Below are 19,054 nucleotides of genomic sequence, written 5' to 3'. Positions count from 1 at the left end.
GGTCTTCTTAATTTCGTTTGAGTCGCACCATAAAAAAGCCATCCATTATATGTTTGTGCGGCCAAAGTTTCACCCATCCTTCGGGTGATGGCTGTACGGGTAACTCAATGGTTGGTGCTTCGATTTGCCAGTCAGGATTGCTATCTAAGAACGATCGCACAACCTGTTCATTTTCCAAGGGATGAATCGTGCAAGTTGCATACACTAAGACGCCGCCGGACTTGACAAATGTCGCTGAATTTGCTAACAATTCCGATTGCAGTTGCGATTGTTGTTGAATATTTTCGGGTGTGTGTCGCCAGCGGGCGTCAGCGCGGCGGTGCAGGGTTCCGAGGCCGGAACAGGGTGCGTCTAATAAAACTCTGTCTGCTAGGTTGATAAATTCTGGGAACTCGCGGCTGTCTCCGGTATGAATTTTAATGGATTTCATCTGGAGTCGATCGGCATTTTCAGTAAGTTTTTTAAGTCTGCTAGCGGTTTTGTCGCAGGCGTAAATAGTGCCTGTATCCTGCATTAATTCAGCGCTGTGGGTGGTTTTCCCTCCCGGCGCGGCGCAGGCATCGATGATGATTTCCCCTGGCTGTGGATCGAGTAAATGGGTGACTAATTGAGCGCTACTATCTTGGATTGTCCACCAACCTTCGCTATATCCGGGGAGGTTTTGGATTGCGCCGGTGCTACCATTTAGTCTTAATGCTTGGGGTAAATGGGGGATTCTGCTGGTTGAGATGTTCTGGGCTTGGAAGGCGGTCTCGATTTGGGCGATCGAGGTTTTTAAGGGATTGATTCTGAGGTGAATTGTGGGGGATTGATTGAACCATTCACAGAGTTGTTCCGTTTCTGTTTCGCCTATTTGTTCGATCCACAATTCTACTAGCCAGTCGGGGAAGCTGTGCAGAATTCCGAGGCGTTCGACTGATGATTTATAGTTAGTAATTGTTAATGGGTTTAAGTCGGTTTCTGTTAAACGGATGTATTGTCGCAGCAAACCGTTGACAAAACTGCTGAGTCCTGCAAAGCCATTTTCTTTTGCTAGTTGAACGGTGGTGTTGACGGCGGCGGAGGGGGGAATATTGTTGAGATATTGCAGTTGATATATGCCTAAATGCAGGATGGTGCGGAGGTCTGGCGGTTGTTGGGAGGATTTTTTTGTGGCTAGTTTGTCGATGATGAAGTCGAGTGATCGCATTCTCCTAACGCTACCGTACACTAATTCTGTGACTAAACGGCGATCGAGGTCGCTGAGTTGGGAGTTGCGGAAAGTGCGATCGAGGGCTGCGTCTGCGAATGCGCCTCGGCGGTGGACTTCGCGGAGTGCGAGAAAGGCTATTTGGCGGGGATTTTGCATGATTTAAATTGGGACTTCGCGTGGGGTTCAGAAACCGGGTTTTTTAGGGAATCTGCGCGTCACAATGCGTCTTGTCGCGAAAAACCCGGTTTCTTACGTCGGAGTGCGTAACTCCTGAAGATATTAAATAAAATGACTTACACAATGTTAAGTGTATAATATTAATAACTGCTGATTTATTTTATCATTTTCTGTTTCGAGTTTCTGTACCTCGTTCTAAGGTAATACATTATGACTCAAACATCTGTAAGAAGTACAAAAAATATCGATCGACAAACTCCTGTTGTTGAAGAATCCGAAACAATGCTGCCGCTGGAAAATGGCGATCGGCTTTCGCGGCCTGAATTTCACGATCGCTATCTCGCCATGCCGCACGTCAAGAAAGCCGAATTAATTGAAGGAATTGTGTATATGCCATCCCCAGTAAGATTTGTACCTCATGCTGAACCTCACAGTAACATTATTGGGTGGCTGTGGAATTATCGGATTGCTACGCCTGGGGTGCGACTGGGTGATAACGCAACGGTATTCTTAGACGGGGACAACGAACCGCAGCCAGATGCTTTGCTGCGAATTGAGAATGGGGGAAATTCGCAAATTACTGATGATGATTACATCCAAGGTGCGCCGGAATTGGTTGTAGAAATAGCTGCTAGTACCGCATCTAAAGATTTGCACGATAAGAAAAAGGCTTATCGGCGAAATGGAGTGCAGGAGTATATGGTTTGGCAGATTAACAAACAACGTTTGCATTGGTTTACTTTGAATGAAGGCAAGTATGTTTCTCTGGAACCTGATGAGAATGGTGTGGTGCGGAGTCTAGTTTTTCCTGGTTTGTGGTTGGCTGTACCCGCTTTGTTGTCGGGAGATTTGGCGCAGGTGATGGCGGTTTTGCAGGAGGGGATTAATTCGCCGGAACACGCGGAGTTTGTTGGGATTTTGTCGGGAGAGTCGGGAAATGGCGATTGAAATCAGTAGAGACGCGGTTTCAAGCGCCCGGTTTTCTTTGTTCAGATTTCGTCGGGGTTGATGCCCATTTCTCGCAATTTGTCGGAAAGGCGATCGGCTTTTTGCTGTGCTAACTCCTGTTGTCTTGACAACTCCACATAAGACAAAAACTTCTGTCCATCAGGCCGATAAATTTCCAATTCTCCCGATGCAGTTTCAAAAAGTATCTGCAAACGCGGACTCACCCAACCATCCATTAATTCAATATAGTTGAGTTTTCCATCACTTCGCAGCCAACCCATTAATTCATTATCCTCTGGACTGTAGACATAATATTCTTCTACTCCATAATTCTGATAAAAATTAAACAGTTTAAACAGCGATCCCATTCGGTTTCCAGGTGAAAGGATTTCAAAGACAACTTGCGGGGCGATATTATCTTCCAGCCACTGTTGGTAGGAACCTCTGTAACCTTTCGGTCTGCCAAACACTACCATCGTATCAGGTGCTTGGCGAGTTTTGTTATCTCCTTCGACGGGATACCAGAGCAAGTCACCTGCTACAAAGACATTTTCGTCTTCTTTGTATAGGGCATCTATTCCGCCTTGAATGGTGACAATTAGTTCAAACTGTTTGGTATTGTCTGACATGGGTTTACCGTCGCTGTCGGGATAGATGATTTCTGATGAGGTTTTAGTGGGAATTGTTGCGGTCATGGGGATGAGTCCTTTGCTAGTATCATCAATTTCTATTTTATACCTATTTCAACAAAAACCATGTTCATGGGTTGGGGAAACCCGGCGGTTGAAACCGCGTCTACACACACAAAACCCGCCTCCGCGGGTTGAATTTCCTTTCTTCCGTCCGCGGAGGCGGACATCGTTTGTGTAGCCGCGATTTCCAATCGCCGGGGGCCTCAATCGTGACCGTAATTTCTAATCGCCTATTCTACTTTTCCTGACACCAACGGTTCTAATAGATTGCGTTCTTCAATGGGAAGTTCTAGCAAAACTCGTCTGTCGCCCTTGGTTTCTTTATAGCGGACAGCGGCATTCAGCAGGCGGATGGGAATTTGAAATTGTTCGTAGTTGCTGGTTTGTTCTTGCCACAATTCTAACCAAGTGCGGGCGGCTTTGTCGCTGACCATTTCTGACATTAGCGCGGGGATGTTTCGCACGATTCCCTGTCCTAAGACTGAGAGATTTTTGTGTTTTTCGTAAACTGCAATTAGGCTGGCGATGCGAGGTATCCATGTAGCTCGATCGTTCGTGTTCGCGAATATGTTGCTGATAATTAATTCGGCATCATCTGAATCTGCTTCATTATCGAGTTCTAGGCGTTTAAATGCGTCGTCTAAGGCGGTGATGCCTTCATTCCAACGATTCAATCCGAGAATGGCAATGGCGCGGTTGAAGAAAACAGATGCACCTTCCTTACCAAGTGCGATCGCTTTATCGCAAGATATTAAAGCTTCTTCATAGCGGCCGAGAATATCCAGCATCCAGCCTCGGCTAAACCAAGCCCACTTATCATTGGCATCAAGTTCGATCGCGCGATCGTAAGATACTAAGGCTTCATCATAGCGCTTGAGGTTGGTGAGTACATTGCCTCGATTAGCCCAAGCCCACTGATAATTGGCATCAATTTCGATCGCGCGATCTAAAGATACTAAGGCTTCATCGTAGCGTTTGAGGTTGTCGAGTACATCGCCTCGCATACGCCAAGCATACTGATAATTGGCATCCAGTTCGATCGCGCGATCTAAAGATACTAAGGCTTCATCATAGCGTTTGAGGTTGTCGAGTACATTGCCTCGGCTAAACCAAGCCCACTGATAATTGGCATCTAGTTCGATCGCGCGATCGTAAGATACTAAGGCTTCATCATAGCGTTTGAGGTTGTCGAGTACATCGCCTCGCCAAACCCAATCCCCTTGATCATTGGTATCAAGTTCGATCGCCTGATCGAAGGATACCAAGGCTTCATCATAGCGTTTGAGGTCGTTGAGTACATAGCCTCGATTCACCCAAGCCCACTTATCATTAGCATCAAGTTCGAGCGCGCGATCGAAGGATGCTAAGGCTTCATCATAGCGTTTGAAGTTGTTGAGTACATTGCCTCGCCAATACCAAGCCCACTTATCATTAGCATCAAGTTCGAGCGCGCGATCGAAGGATGCTAAGGCTTCATCATAGCGTTTGAGGTTGTTGAGTACATTGCCTCGCCAATACCAAGCCCGTTGATAATTGGCATCAAGTTCGATCGCGCGATCGAAAGATACTAAGGCTTCATCATAGCGGCCGAGATTATACAGCGTCCAGCCTCGGCTAAACCAAGCCGACTGATCATTGGCATCAAGTTTGATCGCGCGATCGTAAGATATTAAGGCTTCTTCATAGCATTTAAGTTCGCCGAGTACGTAGCCTCGCCAAGCCCAAGCCGACTGATCATTGGCATCCAGTTCGATGGCGCGATCTAAGGATACTAAGGCTTCATCATAGCGTTCGAGGTTGGTGAGTACATTACCTTTATTAGTCCAAGCCCTCGCATAATTGCAGTCAATTTCAATAGCTTTGTCTAAACATTCCAAAGCTTCATCGTAGCGTTCCAGCCTATTTAAACAGCGTCCCTTTGCCGACCAATCCTTTGCTTCCCCGCGACTTGTTACCAATTTTTCCGCATATTCTAAAGCAGAAACATCGTCTTTCTGTTCGCGACAATTTTCAATTTCATCAAAATAAGCCTTCCAACGCGGATCTTCCTCATTTCTATCAATAGCCTCCAGCGCCCGCGTATAATATTCTCGTTCCATCAAAGCATCAGGTGGAATCGGTGGCAAATTTTGCCGATACTCAAAACGACTTTTCTTATCCGCAAAATCAACATCCGCCATCCTCAATCCCAATCGCTGCTGCAACTCTTCCTTCGTATACCAAACCCGCAAAAAATCCACCAACAATCTAATCGGTTCATTGCGCTGCTTCTTAACTTCCAAACAAAAACGCATCAGCGGTTCCCGCAATTCGTACCAAGACTCCCGCCCGATTTCTTCACTTTTTACATAACCCTTTTGCCGCAAATTTTTCAGTTGACTAGATGCAGTTTGGTGAGTGATAAAACAGCGTTTAGCAATTTCTTTTACCGATACCGCGTGGCGCAAATCCGCCAAAAAATCCACAATCTTGCGCTGCTGATTTGAGATATATTTCATCCGATCCTGGTAATACGGCGTTAAATCGTCCAGCATCGCCATAAATGTTTCCACCAGTTTATTTAGAGATTCCCGGTTCACCAGGAAATCCGAAAAAACCATATAAATCCGGGGACTGCCGCCAGAAAGGAAATGCACAACTTTTATGCGATCTCGTCCCGTTGAATCTTGAATAAAAGATGCTAATTCGCTTTTCCCTTCCAAGCTAGCAATCTGATGCAACAAAGCTACAGCATCATCTAGTTCTAATTCTTTTAAAGTATGACTATAAAAAAAGCCGTAAAAAGGCTGATCGCGCGATTCAATGCCATCAAACAAACTTTGGGAAGTTGCCAAAATAGTCAAAAACCCATAAGTTTGAAGATAAGCCCTAAACTGCTTTTGTCCGATATCGCCCAACCCGCTAAATACATCATCCAAATTCTCGACAATCAACAGCAAAACGCGATTCCCAATAAAATCTCTCAACAATTGTGCCGCCACAGATTCAGCATCCTCCGGCGACTCATAAAGCCCTTCGACAGCATCGTGTAACTCGGCTTGATATTCGGCAGGATATTCTTTACCAATGGCGCGCAATATCGCAATCAACAAATCCAAGAAAGATGCTATCCCATATTCTTCTTCCCTCAGCCATGCAATTAGCAATTTATCCTGCAAATCCTCCATCTTAGAAATGCGGTGATAAATCAGAGATACTAAGTGGGTTTTGCCAATACCGCGCGGCCCGATTAGCAGTTGATAATGCTTGTTGGGTGTGAGGGCGCTTTCGCGGATGTTTTCTACTAAATGGTTTGCTAGTTTGTGACGCTGTACGAGGATGGCTTCGAGGGTTTCTGGTGCCATCAAGCTGGGAGTGAATCGTGAGATTAATGTGTTTTTCATGGATTGATTGTGTTGGTTGTTTTAGATGAGACGGCGATTGAAACCGCGTCTACACAAACGATGTCCGCCTCCGCGGACTCAAGAGACGGCGGTTGAAACCGCGTCTACACAAACGATGTCCGCCTCCGCGGACTCAAGAAGATTAATTGATTTCCAGCCTGTTCCTGGTAACGAGCAGAATCTCAACATCTTAAGGATTTCCAGTATTTTTGAATCAGCGCATACCGAAATTGATATCTGCCATCTTTCTTATAAAGATAATAATCCTGCTCCAAAAGTCTTAAAACTTTACGCGCCATTTCTTTATCTTGAGTTTCCGACTCTTGCTTGATACCAGCAAATAACTCATCAAAGGACAAAGACGCGCCCGCCGCCGCCAAGATGTCGAGCAAATTTAGGGCATAAGGACGCTGTTTTTCATCGTAGTAACTATCAATTCGCTCCCGATAATATTCCATTTTCCAGGGATTTAGCGGGTCGTCCAAACAATCAGCAATGACTTCCTTAATAGCGGCGATGTCCCCTGAATCATCGCGCAATTTGAGTTTAGCAATTAAATGGTGGATGTAAAACGGAATATTACTTAATTCATCGGCGATAAAAACTGCACTTCCTTGGATGTCCGGTGTGGCAATCTTTTCACCTTCAAGCAATTTGCGAGCTAAAATAGTTGCATCTTTATCGGATAGCGGCGGCACGTCTTGGACATACATATCATTAGTCGGGTCGTTTGTATAGCCCGCTTTTCTGAGGACACCAAGCACGTGATGCAAGCCGATCGAACCTGTATAAACCATTCTGACAGCCGGGTACATCTGGCGGATAGATCGCAAAGTATCGAGCAATTCCATCGCCGCTGCATCGCCGATATTGTCCAACATATACGGCACTTCATCCCAAAGCAGTACGACTGTGCGGTTTTGATTTTCGACCAAATCTGCTATGGTTTGAGTCAGCAAAGCTTTCCAGTGAGGCGCGGCAATCTCCGGCAACTTGAAACCGCTAAATTCTGTACCTCCCAGTTGAGTGAGGAATCCGCGAGTTTTCTTGGCGGTGCTATTAAAACGGCTTAAATATTCTTCGACATCCTTAAAAACTGTCTCGACAAACTCTAAGGGCGATCGCACATTTTCCAAATCACGATAAATCGGCAATTTATCTGCGGTAGCTTCCGCTTGCATTTTCTTAATTACCGACGTTTTACCCATCCGCCGCTCAGCACTCAATATGACACTTTGCTGCTCTAAAATCCCCCACAAATCCAAAATCAGCTTGTCTCTGCCCATGACTTCTGCTGGCGCAATTGTTCCACCGGGATTTGCTTTCATATTCTCTCCTTAATTATATTCGTAAAATCTACGTTGTTTTCATTGTACGTCAAATCCAACGTATATTCCGGTTAGACACACAAAATCAATCAAACTCTTGTGGGATGGGCCGAAGATCTCGTCCCCTCTCCTGTGGAATGAACCGAAGAACCCGTCCAAAAATCTTTTTGGATCTACGTCCCCAGGCAGAGCCAGGGAACTAGAAAAAACGCTATAAAAATCTGTAAAATATTCGTGTAGTTTTGTTACAATACGCAAAACTTGATATTTTAAACCACACTGGATGACCTTCTTCAACCCCTGTGAACCCCCGATCCGCTCCAAACAAGAACATCTCGACGTACAAGACCTCGCAGGCCTCTTGCGCCTCCACTGGAAAGTCGGAAATATTACTCTTTTCTCAGGATTTTATACCCGCATTGACCAAACTTTTTTGCTTTGGGCTTTGGTGACGGCGGGGATTTTTTTCACGGCTCAGTTTGTCCCGCTTAGTTGGAGCTTTCAGGCGATTCTGTGGTCAACTTTGACTCTAATTGGCACTGCGATCATGGCGGTTTTGACTTTGTTTTGGGTAAAGGTTGAGCGTGTTAGCTGGATTCTTTACTCTTGGGCGATTTTGATGATTTCTGGTTTGGTGCTGACGGATTGCAGTATTTTTGCGAGTTGGGGATTTTGGTTGCTGCATCTGTGCGATTTGTGGTTGGGGTTGAGCGCGATCGGCTATTTTTGTACTGGGCTTGGTTTGCGATCGCGCACTTTTATGGCGATCGGGCTAACTCATCTATTTGCGATCGGATTATTGCCCTTTGTCGCACCTTGGCAGTATTTGACAACCGGAATTGTGATCGCAGGCTGTCTAATTTTACTGTCTGAGTTGCAGTGGGATATGCGATCGCCGATCGACAATTCTTTACTGACAGAAGAAGAAAAAGAATTCAACCGAATTCAACAGCAACGGCGGCAGTTCGGTGCGAATACAGCTAAATAACTCAAAAATCTTAACAGTCAGCAATCTTAAAATTTGGTTGCAACTCACTTAAGCTGCGAGTCCTAAACTTAAGTCTGAGGGAAGATTCCAAAAGTGCGATCGATCCCTTACTCAAAACCGACGGATCATCTTTTCGATCGAAAAAGTGTAAAGAATTCTGTACAACAGCTAACATTTTAGAGAAATCGCACAGAATAGAAACATACAACATAAATAAACAACAAACCTTAACCAGAACAGGTGTTTTGCTGTGTAACCTGTGAATCGCCAACCTAAGGAGAACGGTGTCCGGGAGGCGACTGGCGAACAATGCTGTACTTGCCACGCTCAAAGTGAATTACGGTTTCACAATAGTTGTTAAAACAAACAAGTGGTGCAGGGTTTTTACCGTTTCCCCTGCTTTACAGTCTCCTAGGAGAGGCTAAACCCTCTACTAGAACAGTCCGAGGAGATTGGCACACAATTCGAGAGTTGATCAGGTAAAATTTTGAGTTCGGTGTTTAAGAAAATTGAGGTAATGCTCCCTTAGCAGCCTCGCAGGACTTACTATTAAATAAGTCCTGCTTTAGTTTTGTGGAAAATTTTAGTTATGCTAGTCTTGGAAGCACGGGTAGCCAGAAACCGGATTTTTTACGAAAATACTTTGTTACAGCCTACAATTCAGGTAAAAACCCCGGTTTCTTAGGTTGTGTTTTACCAGAAAGAATTGGTTTAAAGCCTCTCCCTTAAAGGCGAGAAATTAAAAGAAAACTATTCATTACTCCAATCCTCTTCCTTTTAGGTAGAGGTCGCTGTCAACTGTCAACTGTCAACTGAATGAAGTGCCTTTTCGCAAAATCTCTCGCACTTCCATTAAAATCTGTCCCAACATATTTTTGCCGCTGCCATCTTTCCCACAACCCCAATAATAATCTCCCGGTGCATTTTCGACAATTTCCTCTTCGCCAGTAGCGAGTAAAATTTCGCGAATATCGGCATGAGTTTCAAATTTGCGGAGTACAGCTTTTCGCATGATATCGTCTTTGACTTGTTCCCAATCTTGGCGCAGGGGACGAGAGCGCTCGCGCCCCATTTTCGCAGCATCTTTCGGCGTTTTTGCTTGGCGAATTTGGTCGCAGTGTTCCGTTTGGGGAAACTTTTGTGCTTGAAAATAATGTTCGGTAGTCGGCCAGTGTTCTCCGTCTAACTCGAATCCGTGACGGGAAAAATTAGAGAAACTACCGTATTCGCTGCGAGTGCTGTAAAAGTAAATTGTCATAATATTTTGTGGTATTTTATGATTTACTACGCATTTTACACTACCTATAATTATGCCACAATCTACAATTGGCAATTGGTTTTTTTACAAATTTTTAGTAAAATAGTAAAATTTTTTGATCAGAAATAATTGGTTTAAAGTCAACTGAGAGGGCGGGCACTCTTGGCACCGCCCCTATCAACTATCAACTGTCAACTGTCAACTGAATGAACTGCCATCCACTACTTATAACTAATCATGCAGCTTAAAATAGAAACCTTCACTGTCCGCAAGCGGTTTGCGCTTACCATCAGTCGCGGTACAACATCCCAAAGTACGAATTTGTGGGTCAAATTAGCCCATGAAGGTATCGAAGGTTGGGGAGAATCATCGCCCTTTTCTACAGGTGCTAAGCCACAAACTACCGAGAGTCTGCTAGTAGCTTTGCAGAAAGTTGCACCACTACTAGAAAAGTTTACTCCGTGCGATCGCCAAAAAGTCGAACAAATCTTCATCGAAGTCGAGTTACCCTCGGCCGCCCGCGCCGGCATCGACATGGCAATCCACGACTGGCTGGGCAAAAAAGTAGGCTTGCCGCTGTGGAAAATGTGGGGATTAGATCGATCGCGCATCGTCCCCACATCCGTCACCATCGGCATAAATTCGCCGTCTGGAGCGAGAGACAGAGTGCGCGATTGGTTTGGCAAAAATGCGACAGAGCCCGCCAGCATCCAATACCGCGCCGTCAAAATTAAATTGGGCAATCCCGAAGGAATTGAAGCCGACAAAGCTATGTTAATCGCAGTGTTAGACGAAGCCCCAGCTAACATTCAAATCAGTGTTGATGCTAACGGTGGCTGGAGTTTAAAGGGCGCGATCGAAATGTGTCGCTGGCTGGAAAAATATAACATAAATTATGTCGAACAACCGCTGTCACCAGTAGCAGATTTGGCTGAATTCGCAGAACTTTACCGTCAATCACCGCTGCCAATTTTTGCTGATGAAAGTTGTTTTAATAGTTCGGATATACCGAAGTTAGCACAATGCGTCCACGGCATCAATATCAAAATGATGAAATCCGGCGGATTGAGCGAAGCTATGCGGATGATTCACATCGCCAAAGCCTGCAATTTGCAAGTGATGTTCGGCTGCTATTCCGATAGTGCGATCGCCAATACCGCAGCCGCACAACTTTCGCCCCTCGCTGATTACTTGGATTTGGACAGTCACTTAAATTTAATCGACGATCCTTTCACGGGTGCAAGCATAGAAAATGGGTGTTTGGTGCCAAACGGGCGATCGGGATTGGGAGTGCGGCGAATTGACATTGTAGAATAAAAGTATCGTTAAACAGTTGACAGTTGACAGTTGACAGTTGACAGTTGACAGTTGACAGTTGACAGATAAAAATAAATCTGGAGATAGTATGATACCAGTAGAATCAATTGGACAGGGAATCGATCGAGAAGCCAAGCTTTTCTTTGAAGAACACAAGCCGCCGACTGATTTAATTTTTGATGATGGTGCAGAAATGGAAAGCAACCGCCACCGTATAGCAATGACTGTTTTAATCCGTTCCTTAGAACAAGGTTTAGCTCACCGGAACGATTTTTTTGTCGGTGGTAATATGTTTATTTATTACAGCGTTAAACAGGTTCGGAATCAGGATTTTAGAGGGCCGGATTTTTTCGCTGTATTGGGTGTTGACGGCAATACTTCCCGACAAGGTTGGGTAGTCTGGGAAGAAAACGGACGTTACCCGGATGTCATTGTGGAACTGCTGTCGCCGTCAACGGCTAATCAGGATACAGGCAAAAAAAAGGATATTTACGAGCAGGTTTTTAGAACGCCTGATTACTTTGTATTCGATCCTTTCGATCCGAATTCTTTGCAGGGATGGCGTTTAGATGCCAACCTGCGCTATCAGCCGTTAGTGCCCGACGAGCGGGGTTGGCTGTGGTGCGAAACCCTAGGTTTTTGGTTGGGTACTTGGGAAGGAATTGTCGATCGAGAAACAGCAGTCTGGGCGCGTTTCTACGACGAGTCTGGCAATCTAATTCTGTTACCGGAGGAAGCTGCTCAACAGCAAGCGGAAGCTGCTCAACAGCAAGCAGAAGCTGCTCAACAGCGAGCCTCGCGATTAGAGGCCAGATTGCGAGAATTGGGAGAAGATCCGAATGCTTTAAACCAGTAATCGCAAATCATAGCGAATAATCAATTGTAGATTGTAGATTTAATCTACAATCTACAATCCGAGCTTAAAAGTGAACCAATGACTCAAAACTATCCTATCAAAAATGGCAAAGTTGCTATCTTGCTGCACGAGGGAATTCTCGGCTATTCCGGCAAAACAGGCTTAGCATTTTTGCGCTACAGCGCAGCACAAATTGTAGCAGTAATTGACCGCCAATGTACAGGAAAATCTTTGTCTGAATTAACTGGCATTCCTCAACAAGTACCGATTGTTGCTTCCGTTGCAGAAGCACTGCAATTTGTGCCGGATATTCTGCTAATTGGTATCGCTCCATCTGGCGGTGTTTTGCCCCCGGAATGGTTGCCAGAAATTAATCAAGCGGTAGCAGCAGGCTTGTCGGTTGTCAACGGTTTGCACGGGAAACTTGCACCTTTGATAACGGTTCCGTTAACCGAAAATCAATGGATTTGGGACGTGCGTCAGGAACCGAAGTCTGTTGGGGCGATCGCCTCTGCGGCCGCTGCTAAATTAAGCTGTCGCCGCGTGTTAACTGTCGGTACAGATATGAGCGTTGGCAAAATGTCAACCAGTTTGGAACTCAATCGCACTTGTTTGCAGCGGGGTTTGCGTTCCAAATTTTTAGCAACTGGACAAACGGGTTTAATGATTGGAAATGAAGGCATTGCTTTGGATGCAGTGCGAGTTGATTTTGCCGCCGGTGCAGTGGAACAAGCGGTGATAAAATTGGGTTCTGAATGCGATATTCTGCACGTAGAAGGGCAAGGTTCGCTACTGCATCCGGGTTCGACGGCGACTCTGCCGCTGTTGCGTGGTACGCAGCCAACTCACTTAATTTTAGCGCACCGAGCCGGACAAATTCACCTTCGCCATCACCCGCACGTATCGATTCCGAGTTTGTCGAAAGTGGTTGAATTGTACGAAATGGTGGCTGCGGCTGCGGGTGCTTTTGTTGGGGCCAAAGTGAGCGCGATCGCCCTTAACACTCATCACTTAAATGAGGCAGATGCGCTGTTAGCAATAGCTGAAATTCAAGCACAAACGCGATTGCCTTGTACCGATCCGGTGCGGTTTGGCGCGGAGGTGTTGCTGGGGGCGATCGACATTTGATATGCTACAATAAGTTACAAATAGCTAAGAGCTACTGAAAATTATGACACAAACCGTTCAAGCAAAAACACTGACACTGGGTGATGTTCAAACTAAATTTAATCTACAGTTGTCTGAAGACGAGCAATTCTTTCGAGAATGGATTGATGATTTGCCTGAAATAGCAGACGCAGAAAAGCGATCGCTCGACAAAGTAAAAGCAGGCTATATCAACAGTACCTCATTCCCTTTCCTAGAAGATACTGTAAAAATGGTGGTACTAGCTCCTTTGCTATTTGTAGCAGATTTTTTCCTGACTCCCTTTCACATAGAATGTGAAAAATCTGTTGAACTGATTGTCGAAGATGAAGATATAATTGTTAGGGGCAGCATAGATGTCCTATTATTGCTGCAATCTTTTTGGATCGTGGCGATCGAAGCCAAGCGATCGCAATATTCCGTTGAAGCTGGACTTCCTCAATTACTATCTTATATGCTGAATGACCCAAATTCAGAACAACCAACGTTTGGGCTTCTGACCAATGGCAGCAGTTTCCGATTCATCAAAGTGACTAAACAAGATACACCGCAGTATGCTTTATCTAAGTTGTTTGATATTCGGAACCCCGGAAACGAACTTTACGAAGTTTTTCGCATTTTCAAACGAATCGCTGCTGTAGTTTCCAGCTATAACTCATGATTGCAAGTTCTGTTTCTTTACCGTCAGAATGCGTTCTACGCCAAGCGTCGGAGCAAGATATCAAATCAATTAGAAAGTTAGTCTGGAGTGCCAAACTCGATCCTACTCAGTTGCGCTGGGAGCAATTCTGGGTCATCGAATGTGAGGGAAAGTTGGCTGCTTGCGGACAGTTGCGGAACTTTTCCGGCGCGCAAGAGTTGGGTAGTTTGGTGGTGGCGAAGGATTGGCGCGATCGCGGTTTGGGCATTTATCTCACAAAACATTTAATTCAACAGGCTACAAAACCACTATACTTAGAATGTTTGGGGACGCGACTTGCAGCATTTTATACTCGCTTTGGTTTTGTAGAAGTTTCCGTGCAAGATTTGCCGCAGTCGCTTAAATTTAAGTTCGGTTTGTCTCAGTTAGCTAAAATTTTATTCAGAATTCCTGTAACAATTATGCAGTATCGAGAAAGTTTTTTATAAGTATGACTTTTATGAATTTAAGATTCTGAATTTATGAATTGATTTTAATTTCGACTTGTTCCATAATTGCGATTACAGGGCTAAAGCTAAAAAGTGGTTTTGTACGCTACTTATAGGATTCGCGGTGCAGTGTGCATCGCCCTACATATAGAGATTATGCGTCTCAGACTCGATTGCAGGGTGCGATCGACCTGCATTCATCAAAAACTTCTACCTCATCAGACTCGATCGCACTTGCATTCGTCACTACAAACTCATAACGGGTATTTTACCGGAGATGGTGTCAGTCATGGACTAGATATATATGGATCTTCCTGATGGGGCTACAGAGATTGCGTAAGTTCAGAGTTCACAGCCTGCGGTAGTCCACTTGGCTGAATTGGCACAACTATCAGCCAGATTCGTAGGCTGAAACAATTGATAAATCGTTGATTGCGGTTGTGAAATTGTCCTGTGCCAATACCAGAGAGAGAAAGTGTCAGGGCGATCGCACCACATACCTTCGACTTTTTATAAATTAGTAAGTGTAAAGCAAGCGAGTCACAACCGATTCAAAAAATCATCAAACCCAAAAATAAAACATTTTCACAGCAGCAGTAATGCGGAATCAGCCAAGCGCTAATGTAGCTAACAACATCTACCAGTGAGACAAATCCCAGCAACTAATCGACAGCTAAATCCTTAATTCAATACCTCGGAATTACTCAATTTAGACTCCCCGCAACCGCCGCTCAAATCCCCCAAAAAAATCAAAAAATTTTTGTTTTTGATCCGGATGGAAGCACCCCAGACACGAACAATGAAATATCTGGTAAATTAATCAATCTCAACCAGGAAATGCAGCCTCTCAAATAGCAGAAACAGACAATTACACATCCATATATTTTAACACAACAGGAGTAAATATCATGTTCAACGTACTAAAAGCTTTCGGCTCTATCTTCTCCACTCAAGGATACAGCACCGCCAACAATATGTTAATCAAAAATTACGTCAACACCAATTTTCACTACTTCAACGAAGAAGCCGTCGTCGATGAATCGATTTACCCGAATCAAACAGGTCGCGTCCGCTTCCAAGGTAGCTGGTGGCCCGCACGGTGCGATCGCCAAATCACTCTTACACCCGGAGACACCGTTTATGTCATCGGCGTTGACAGCATCACTCTGTTAGTTTCCCTCGCTCCAGCCGACTAATTCACAGCATCAAAAACCAGGAAATGCAGCCTTTCAAATAGCAGAAATAGCATCTAAAAATTCCATATATTTTAACACAAAAGGAGTCAATAAAATGTTCAATTTAGCAAAAGCTTTCGGTTCTATTTTTTCTATTCACACCTACAGCACAGCAAATAATATGTTAATCGACAACTACATCAACACCAATTTTCACTACTTCAACGAAGAAGCCGTCGTCGATGAATCGATTTACCCAAATCAAACAGGTCGCGTCCGCTTTCAAGGTAGCTGGTGGCCCGCACGGTGCGATCGCCAAATCACCCTCACACCGGGAGACACTGTTTATGTCATCGGCGTTGACAGCATCACTCTGTTAGTTTCCCTCACTCCCGCCGACTAAACTAGAAAGTAATCTCAACTTTTTCACTGTCTGAGCCCCGACTTCTTGAAAAAATCGGGGCTCAGACTATTCTGTTTTTTAGAAATTAGGAGACGGCAGTGCCGTGTCCCTACAATATTATCGAATATCGCGCTACAATAAAATGGCATTTTTGAGAGCTTGTTTGTTGAGGCGATCGCCAATTTGAGATTCACTACTTTCTCCGCTGACTGCTGCTTTTTCTGATGTTTTAGCCGGCGGTAGTGGTTCGAGCAGTTTGGCTTGAGCTTCCTGAATTGAAGGGTAATTTTCACCCCAGGATAAAATCGCTTCTGCAAGAACATCGCTGTCATCAGATAAAGGTTCAATTAGCTGCGCTAGTTCGGTTAATTGTTCGGCCCCGAAGAGCGATCGCTGCTGAGTTAATAGTTCGATCAATGAGTCGATATTTTGTTCGGAGACTGACATTGATTCGCGTTGGATTTTGTGAATTGTTTGCCGCACAAATTCTACTGACAAATCTAATAATTGCGCGATCGTCTCTAAATTCATTCCAAACGCGATCATCCGACGAATGGCTTCTAACTTCGCCTGCTGCTCACCTTGTTCGAGTCCTTCTTCTAAACCTTCTTGCTTGACTTCTTGATAAAATCTGGTTTGTCTGAGTTCGCTTAAATTCAACATGGCGGCAATTTCCTCGCGACTTTTTTGGGGGAGTTTGTAGACAATAATTGTTTCGATGAGGCTGATTAAATCGCGTAGAACGGTTGGATCGGACAACTGTTGTCGGGCCATTGCGATCGACTGCCGTGCTTGTTCTGCCACTGTCTCTGCTGGCTCGATTACCAGTTTAACAATTTTCACTCCCAGCGATCGATCTGCGGCTTCTGGCAATTCATCGAGGTAAATCCGTTGCACCCGCTGACTGGTTAAGAGTTCCTGAAATTGCAGCATCTGTTCGTGTTCGATGCGGCGGCTGGGATAGATGACAACGACGCGCCAAGGATTGACTGGTTTGTATTGTCGCAGGTAGAGAAAGAGTTCGCCAAAGATGCGGTAGTACAAGTCTGGATCGGGTTGAAACTGAACTTCCGCCAAGTAAAATGGTTTTTCAGGTGCTTCGGTTGTGGGCAGAAATAACCCATCGATGCGGAATGCGAGTTGTTTGATTTCGCGGGAGGTGAATTCATAGGCGGCGGCTTCGTCTGGAGGGCGATCGATTAGTTCAAAGAAGAAGCTGGGAAATTCTTGAAACAGGCTGTAGAAAATGGTGTCTGTTTTCATGAGTTGTCGATGGGAATCGAAGATAGATATTATACCATGCCAAGATTGGTAAATGCGATCGCCTATCTGTAACGCTTGCCCCAGAACTGAATATCCTGTAAACTAGGTTAATAACGCATAAGTAAAAATATTGAGTCAAATGTTGTCAACACCTCTTCTGTTAACCACGATAGTAGCCTTGGTTGGTATATCATTAATAATCTACCTGACTATAGCGTTTATCCAAATGCGACACGATCGGGATTCGCTTAGACAGGCTCTGAGTAAGTATCAGAGTTTAACTTCCAGGGAAGAAACAGAAAAGCAACTAGATTCAAACATTCAGTTAAAACAAAACGAGCTACAAGAACTGGATGTACAACAGGAAGCCATAAGAACATCTATCAAAAACTTACAATCTAAACTGCGTGAACTTGAGGCTAAAGAGTATTTGATATCTATAGAGGCTTACGAACCAAAATATGATTTTATAAAGTCTGGAGATTATCTACAACAATTAGGAGACGTTGAAAAAAGACAGCTAAAAATGCAACGCAATAACGAAGCTTTTATTTCTAATACTCCCTGGAGTATAGGAGAAGGTAAACAAGGAGAAAATGAAGGTAAAAAAATGATAAAAAACCTCTTAAAAATGATAGAATTTGTATTTGAAGAACAGTGCAAGTATGTTTGCAAAGAAGTTACATATAAAAACCTTGACAATTTAAAGCAGAAGATAAATAACTATTGTGACAAGATTAATAGGTATTTGCAAAAAATAGACTGTAAGATTTCCGAAGAGTATTTAAGTCTTAAATTGATACAGCTAGATATCGAGTATGAATTAGAATATATAAAAGAGAAAGAAAAAGCAAGAGAAAGAGCAATCAAAGAACAGATGGCACAAGAAAAAAAAGAGCGCATAAAAATGGAAAAGGCGCAACAAGAAGCTGAAGAAGCTGAGCAAAGAGAAAGGCAATATCAAGAAGAGCTTGTAGGTCTAGAAAAGAAAAAAGTTGCTGGTTTACAGCCAGAAGAATATGAGAGTCAAAGTAAATATCTTAAAGAGGGGCTTTCTCAAGCTCAAACAGATAAAGAAAAAGCTAAAGAAAAAGTTATTTCATATTCCAGAATGCTCAAGTCTGGTTACATTTATGTCATTTCAAATATTGGTTCTCTCGGACGAGATGTATATAGGATATTTATGACGAAGAATAGTGACCCAGATGTATATATCAGAACCATGAATCCTTACGTTCCATTCCCCTTTGATATTCATTATAAGATTGTTTCAGACGATGCTTCAGCCACAATACAGCATTTTCATGAGCAGTTTTATGATAGAAGAGTGAATATAGAAAATGAAAGAAGAGAGTTTTTTAGGGTTTCATTCAATGAAATTGAGCAAATTGTACAAGAACTTGAGCGAGAGACTGGGACTTTGACGATTGAAAAATGTGAAAGAGTACCTCAAGCCTACGAATACCACAGAACTAAAGTAGCAGAACGAAGAAAATCAGATGATACAACCTTAATCGACGCATATATAGATGAAGATGAGATAGCTTAGGAATAGTAACGACATAAAAACATATTGGAATATAGTCAGCTATAAAGAGCGAACAATCCTGAAACCAATATTTTGAGATGGTTTGTTGGTATTATTGTACCAGCGGCTGGCAGAACGACATCGTAAGGGTTCATTACGCCACGAACCACCACGGATTACATGAGTTTGATTTTCGGGTAGTGATAAATATGTAGTGATTAGATATTCATTGGCTCAAAACATAGTTGTAATGATGGATAAAATACCAAATA

Annotated in this window: 17 protein-coding genes; 10 read left to right on the top strand and 7 right to left on the bottom strand. The window is 43.9% G+C overall.

Annotation, left to right across the window (positions count from 1 at the left end; genetic code table 11):
• Positions 1-7: 7 nt before the first annotated feature.
• A complete protein-coding gene (locus QUB52_RS09690) occupies positions 8-1,348 on the bottom strand; it encodes a 16S rRNA (cytosine(967)-C(5))-methyltransferase (RefSeq protein ID WP_332973126.1) in 1,341 nt (446 codons plus the stop codon).
• Between the two features lie 303 nt (positions 1,349-1,651).
• Here QUB52_RS09690 and QUB52_RS09685 point away from each other — a divergent pair, with 303 nt between their 5' ends.
• The gene (locus tag QUB52_RS09685; protein ID WP_442923186.1) at positions 1,652-2,317 is read left to right on the top strand and encodes a Uma2 family endonuclease; all 666 of its coding nucleotides are present in this window, start codon (positions 1,652-1,654) and stop codon (positions 2,315-2,317) included.
• Positions 2,318-2,358: 41 nt separating this feature from the next.
• Here QUB52_RS09685 and QUB52_RS09680 read toward each other — a convergent pair whose 3' ends face one another.
• The 3 genes from QUB52_RS09680 to QUB52_RS09670 all read right to left on the bottom strand — a co-directional run bounded on the left by QUB52_RS09680 (position 2,359) and on the right by QUB52_RS09670 (position 7,720).
• The gene (locus QUB52_RS09680; protein WP_332973125.1) at positions 2,359-3,012 is read right to left on the bottom strand and encodes a Uma2 family endonuclease; all 654 of its coding nucleotides are present in this window, start codon (positions 3,010-3,012) and stop codon (positions 2,359-2,361) included.
• A 227-nt stretch (positions 3,013-3,239) separates the two neighbouring features.
• A complete protein-coding gene (locus QUB52_RS09675) occupies positions 3,240-6,392 on the bottom strand; it encodes a tetratricopeptide repeat protein (protein ID WP_332973124.1) in 3,153 nt (1,050 codons plus the stop codon).
• 182 nt (positions 6,393-6,574) lie between these two features.
• Complete coding sequence (locus QUB52_RS09670) at positions 6,575-7,720, bottom strand: AAA family ATPase (protein WP_332973123.1); 1,146 nt, start codon at positions 7,718-7,720, stop codon at positions 6,575-6,577.
• Between the two features lie 283 nt (positions 7,721-8,003).
• On the opposite strand from QUB52_RS09670, the gene QUB52_RS09665 reads away from it, so the two are divergent.
• Positions 8,004-8,708: a hypothetical protein gene (locus QUB52_RS09665; RefSeq protein WP_265234407.1), complete on the top strand. Its 705-nt coding sequence runs from the start codon at positions 8,004-8,006 to the stop codon at positions 8,706-8,708.
• Positions 8,709-9,516: 808 nt separating this feature from the next.
• On the opposite strand, the gene QUB52_RS09660 is transcribed toward QUB52_RS09665, so the two are convergent.
• Complete coding sequence (locus tag QUB52_RS09660; RefSeq protein WP_332973122.1) at positions 9,517-9,966, bottom strand: NADAR family protein; 450 nt, start codon at positions 9,964-9,966, stop codon at positions 9,517-9,519.
• A gap of 237 nt (positions 9,967-10,203) precedes the next feature.
• On the opposite strand from QUB52_RS09660, the gene QUB52_RS09655 reads away from it, so the two are divergent.
• The 7 genes from QUB52_RS09655 to QUB52_RS09625 all read left to right on the top strand — a co-directional run bounded on the left by QUB52_RS09655 (position 10,204) and on the right by QUB52_RS09625 (position 15,991).
• On the top strand, positions 10,204-11,283 hold the full coding sequence (locus QUB52_RS09655; protein ID WP_332973121.1) for a dipeptide epimerase: 1,080 nt from the start codon (positions 10,204-10,206) through the stop codon (positions 11,281-11,283).
• 88 nt (positions 11,284-11,371) lie between these two features.
• On the top strand, positions 11,372-12,139 hold the full coding sequence (locus tag QUB52_RS09650) for a Uma2 family endonuclease (protein WP_265234404.1): 768 nt from the start codon (positions 11,372-11,374) through the stop codon (positions 12,137-12,139).
• Positions 12,140-12,217: 78 nt separating this feature from the next.
• Positions 12,218-13,267 carry a DUF1611 domain-containing protein gene (locus tag QUB52_RS09645; protein WP_332973120.1) on the top strand — a complete coding sequence of 350 codons (1,050 nt, stop codon included), beginning with the start codon at positions 12,218-12,220 and terminating at the stop codon, positions 13,265-13,267.
• 43 nt (positions 13,268-13,310) lie between these two features.
• A complete protein-coding gene (locus QUB52_RS09640) occupies positions 13,311-13,946 on the top strand; it encodes a type I restriction endonuclease (RefSeq protein WP_265234402.1) in 636 nt (211 codons plus the stop codon).
• The gene (locus QUB52_RS09635) at positions 13,943-14,413 is read left to right on the top strand and encodes a GNAT family N-acetyltransferase (RefSeq protein WP_332973119.1); all 471 of its coding nucleotides are present in this window, start codon (positions 13,943-13,945) and stop codon (positions 14,411-14,413) included. The genes QUB52_RS09640 and QUB52_RS09635 overlap by 4 nt, the downstream gene beginning before the upstream one ends.
• A 908-nt stretch (positions 14,414-15,321) precedes the next feature.
• Positions 15,322-15,609: an NfeD family protein gene (locus QUB52_RS09630; RefSeq protein ID WP_332973118.1), complete on the top strand. Its 288-nt coding sequence runs from the start codon at positions 15,322-15,324 to the stop codon at positions 15,607-15,609.
• 94 nt (positions 15,610-15,703) lie between these two features.
• Entirely contained in the window at positions 15,704-15,991 is a 288-nt protein-coding gene (locus QUB52_RS09625) for an NfeD family protein (protein WP_265234400.1), read from the top strand.
• Between the two features lie 132 nt (positions 15,992-16,123).
• Here QUB52_RS09625 and QUB52_RS09620 read toward each other — a convergent pair whose 3' ends face one another.
• Entirely contained in the window at positions 16,124-17,254 is a 1,131-nt protein-coding gene (locus QUB52_RS09620) for an Rpn family recombination-promoting nuclease/putative transposase (RefSeq protein WP_332973117.1), read from the bottom strand.
• Positions 17,255-17,393: 139 nt separating this feature from the next.
• On the opposite strand from QUB52_RS09620, the gene QUB52_RS09615 reads away from it, so the two are divergent.
• Positions 17,394-18,803: a DUF4041 domain-containing protein gene (locus QUB52_RS09615; RefSeq protein WP_332973116.1), complete on the top strand. Its 1,410-nt coding sequence runs from the start codon at positions 17,394-17,396 to the stop codon at positions 18,801-18,803.
• A 39-nt stretch (positions 18,804-18,842) separates the two neighbouring features.
• On the opposite strand, the gene QUB52_RS29245 is transcribed toward QUB52_RS09615, so the two are convergent.
• Entirely contained in the window at positions 18,843-19,001 is a 159-nt protein-coding gene (locus tag QUB52_RS29245; RefSeq protein ID WP_442923185.1) for an SUMF1/EgtB/PvdO family nonheme iron enzyme, read from the bottom strand.
• Positions 19,002-19,054: the final 53 nt, after the last annotated feature.

Origin of the sequence: Microcoleus sp. A6-C6 (genome assembly GCF_036705955.1) — a bacterium.
Taxonomy (GTDB): domain Bacteria; phylum Cyanobacteriota; class Cyanobacteriia; order Cyanobacteriales; family Microcoleaceae; genus Microcoleus.
The sequence above is the reverse complement of the archived record's forward strand: the minus strand, read 5'-3'. Positions and strand labels throughout refer to the sequence as shown.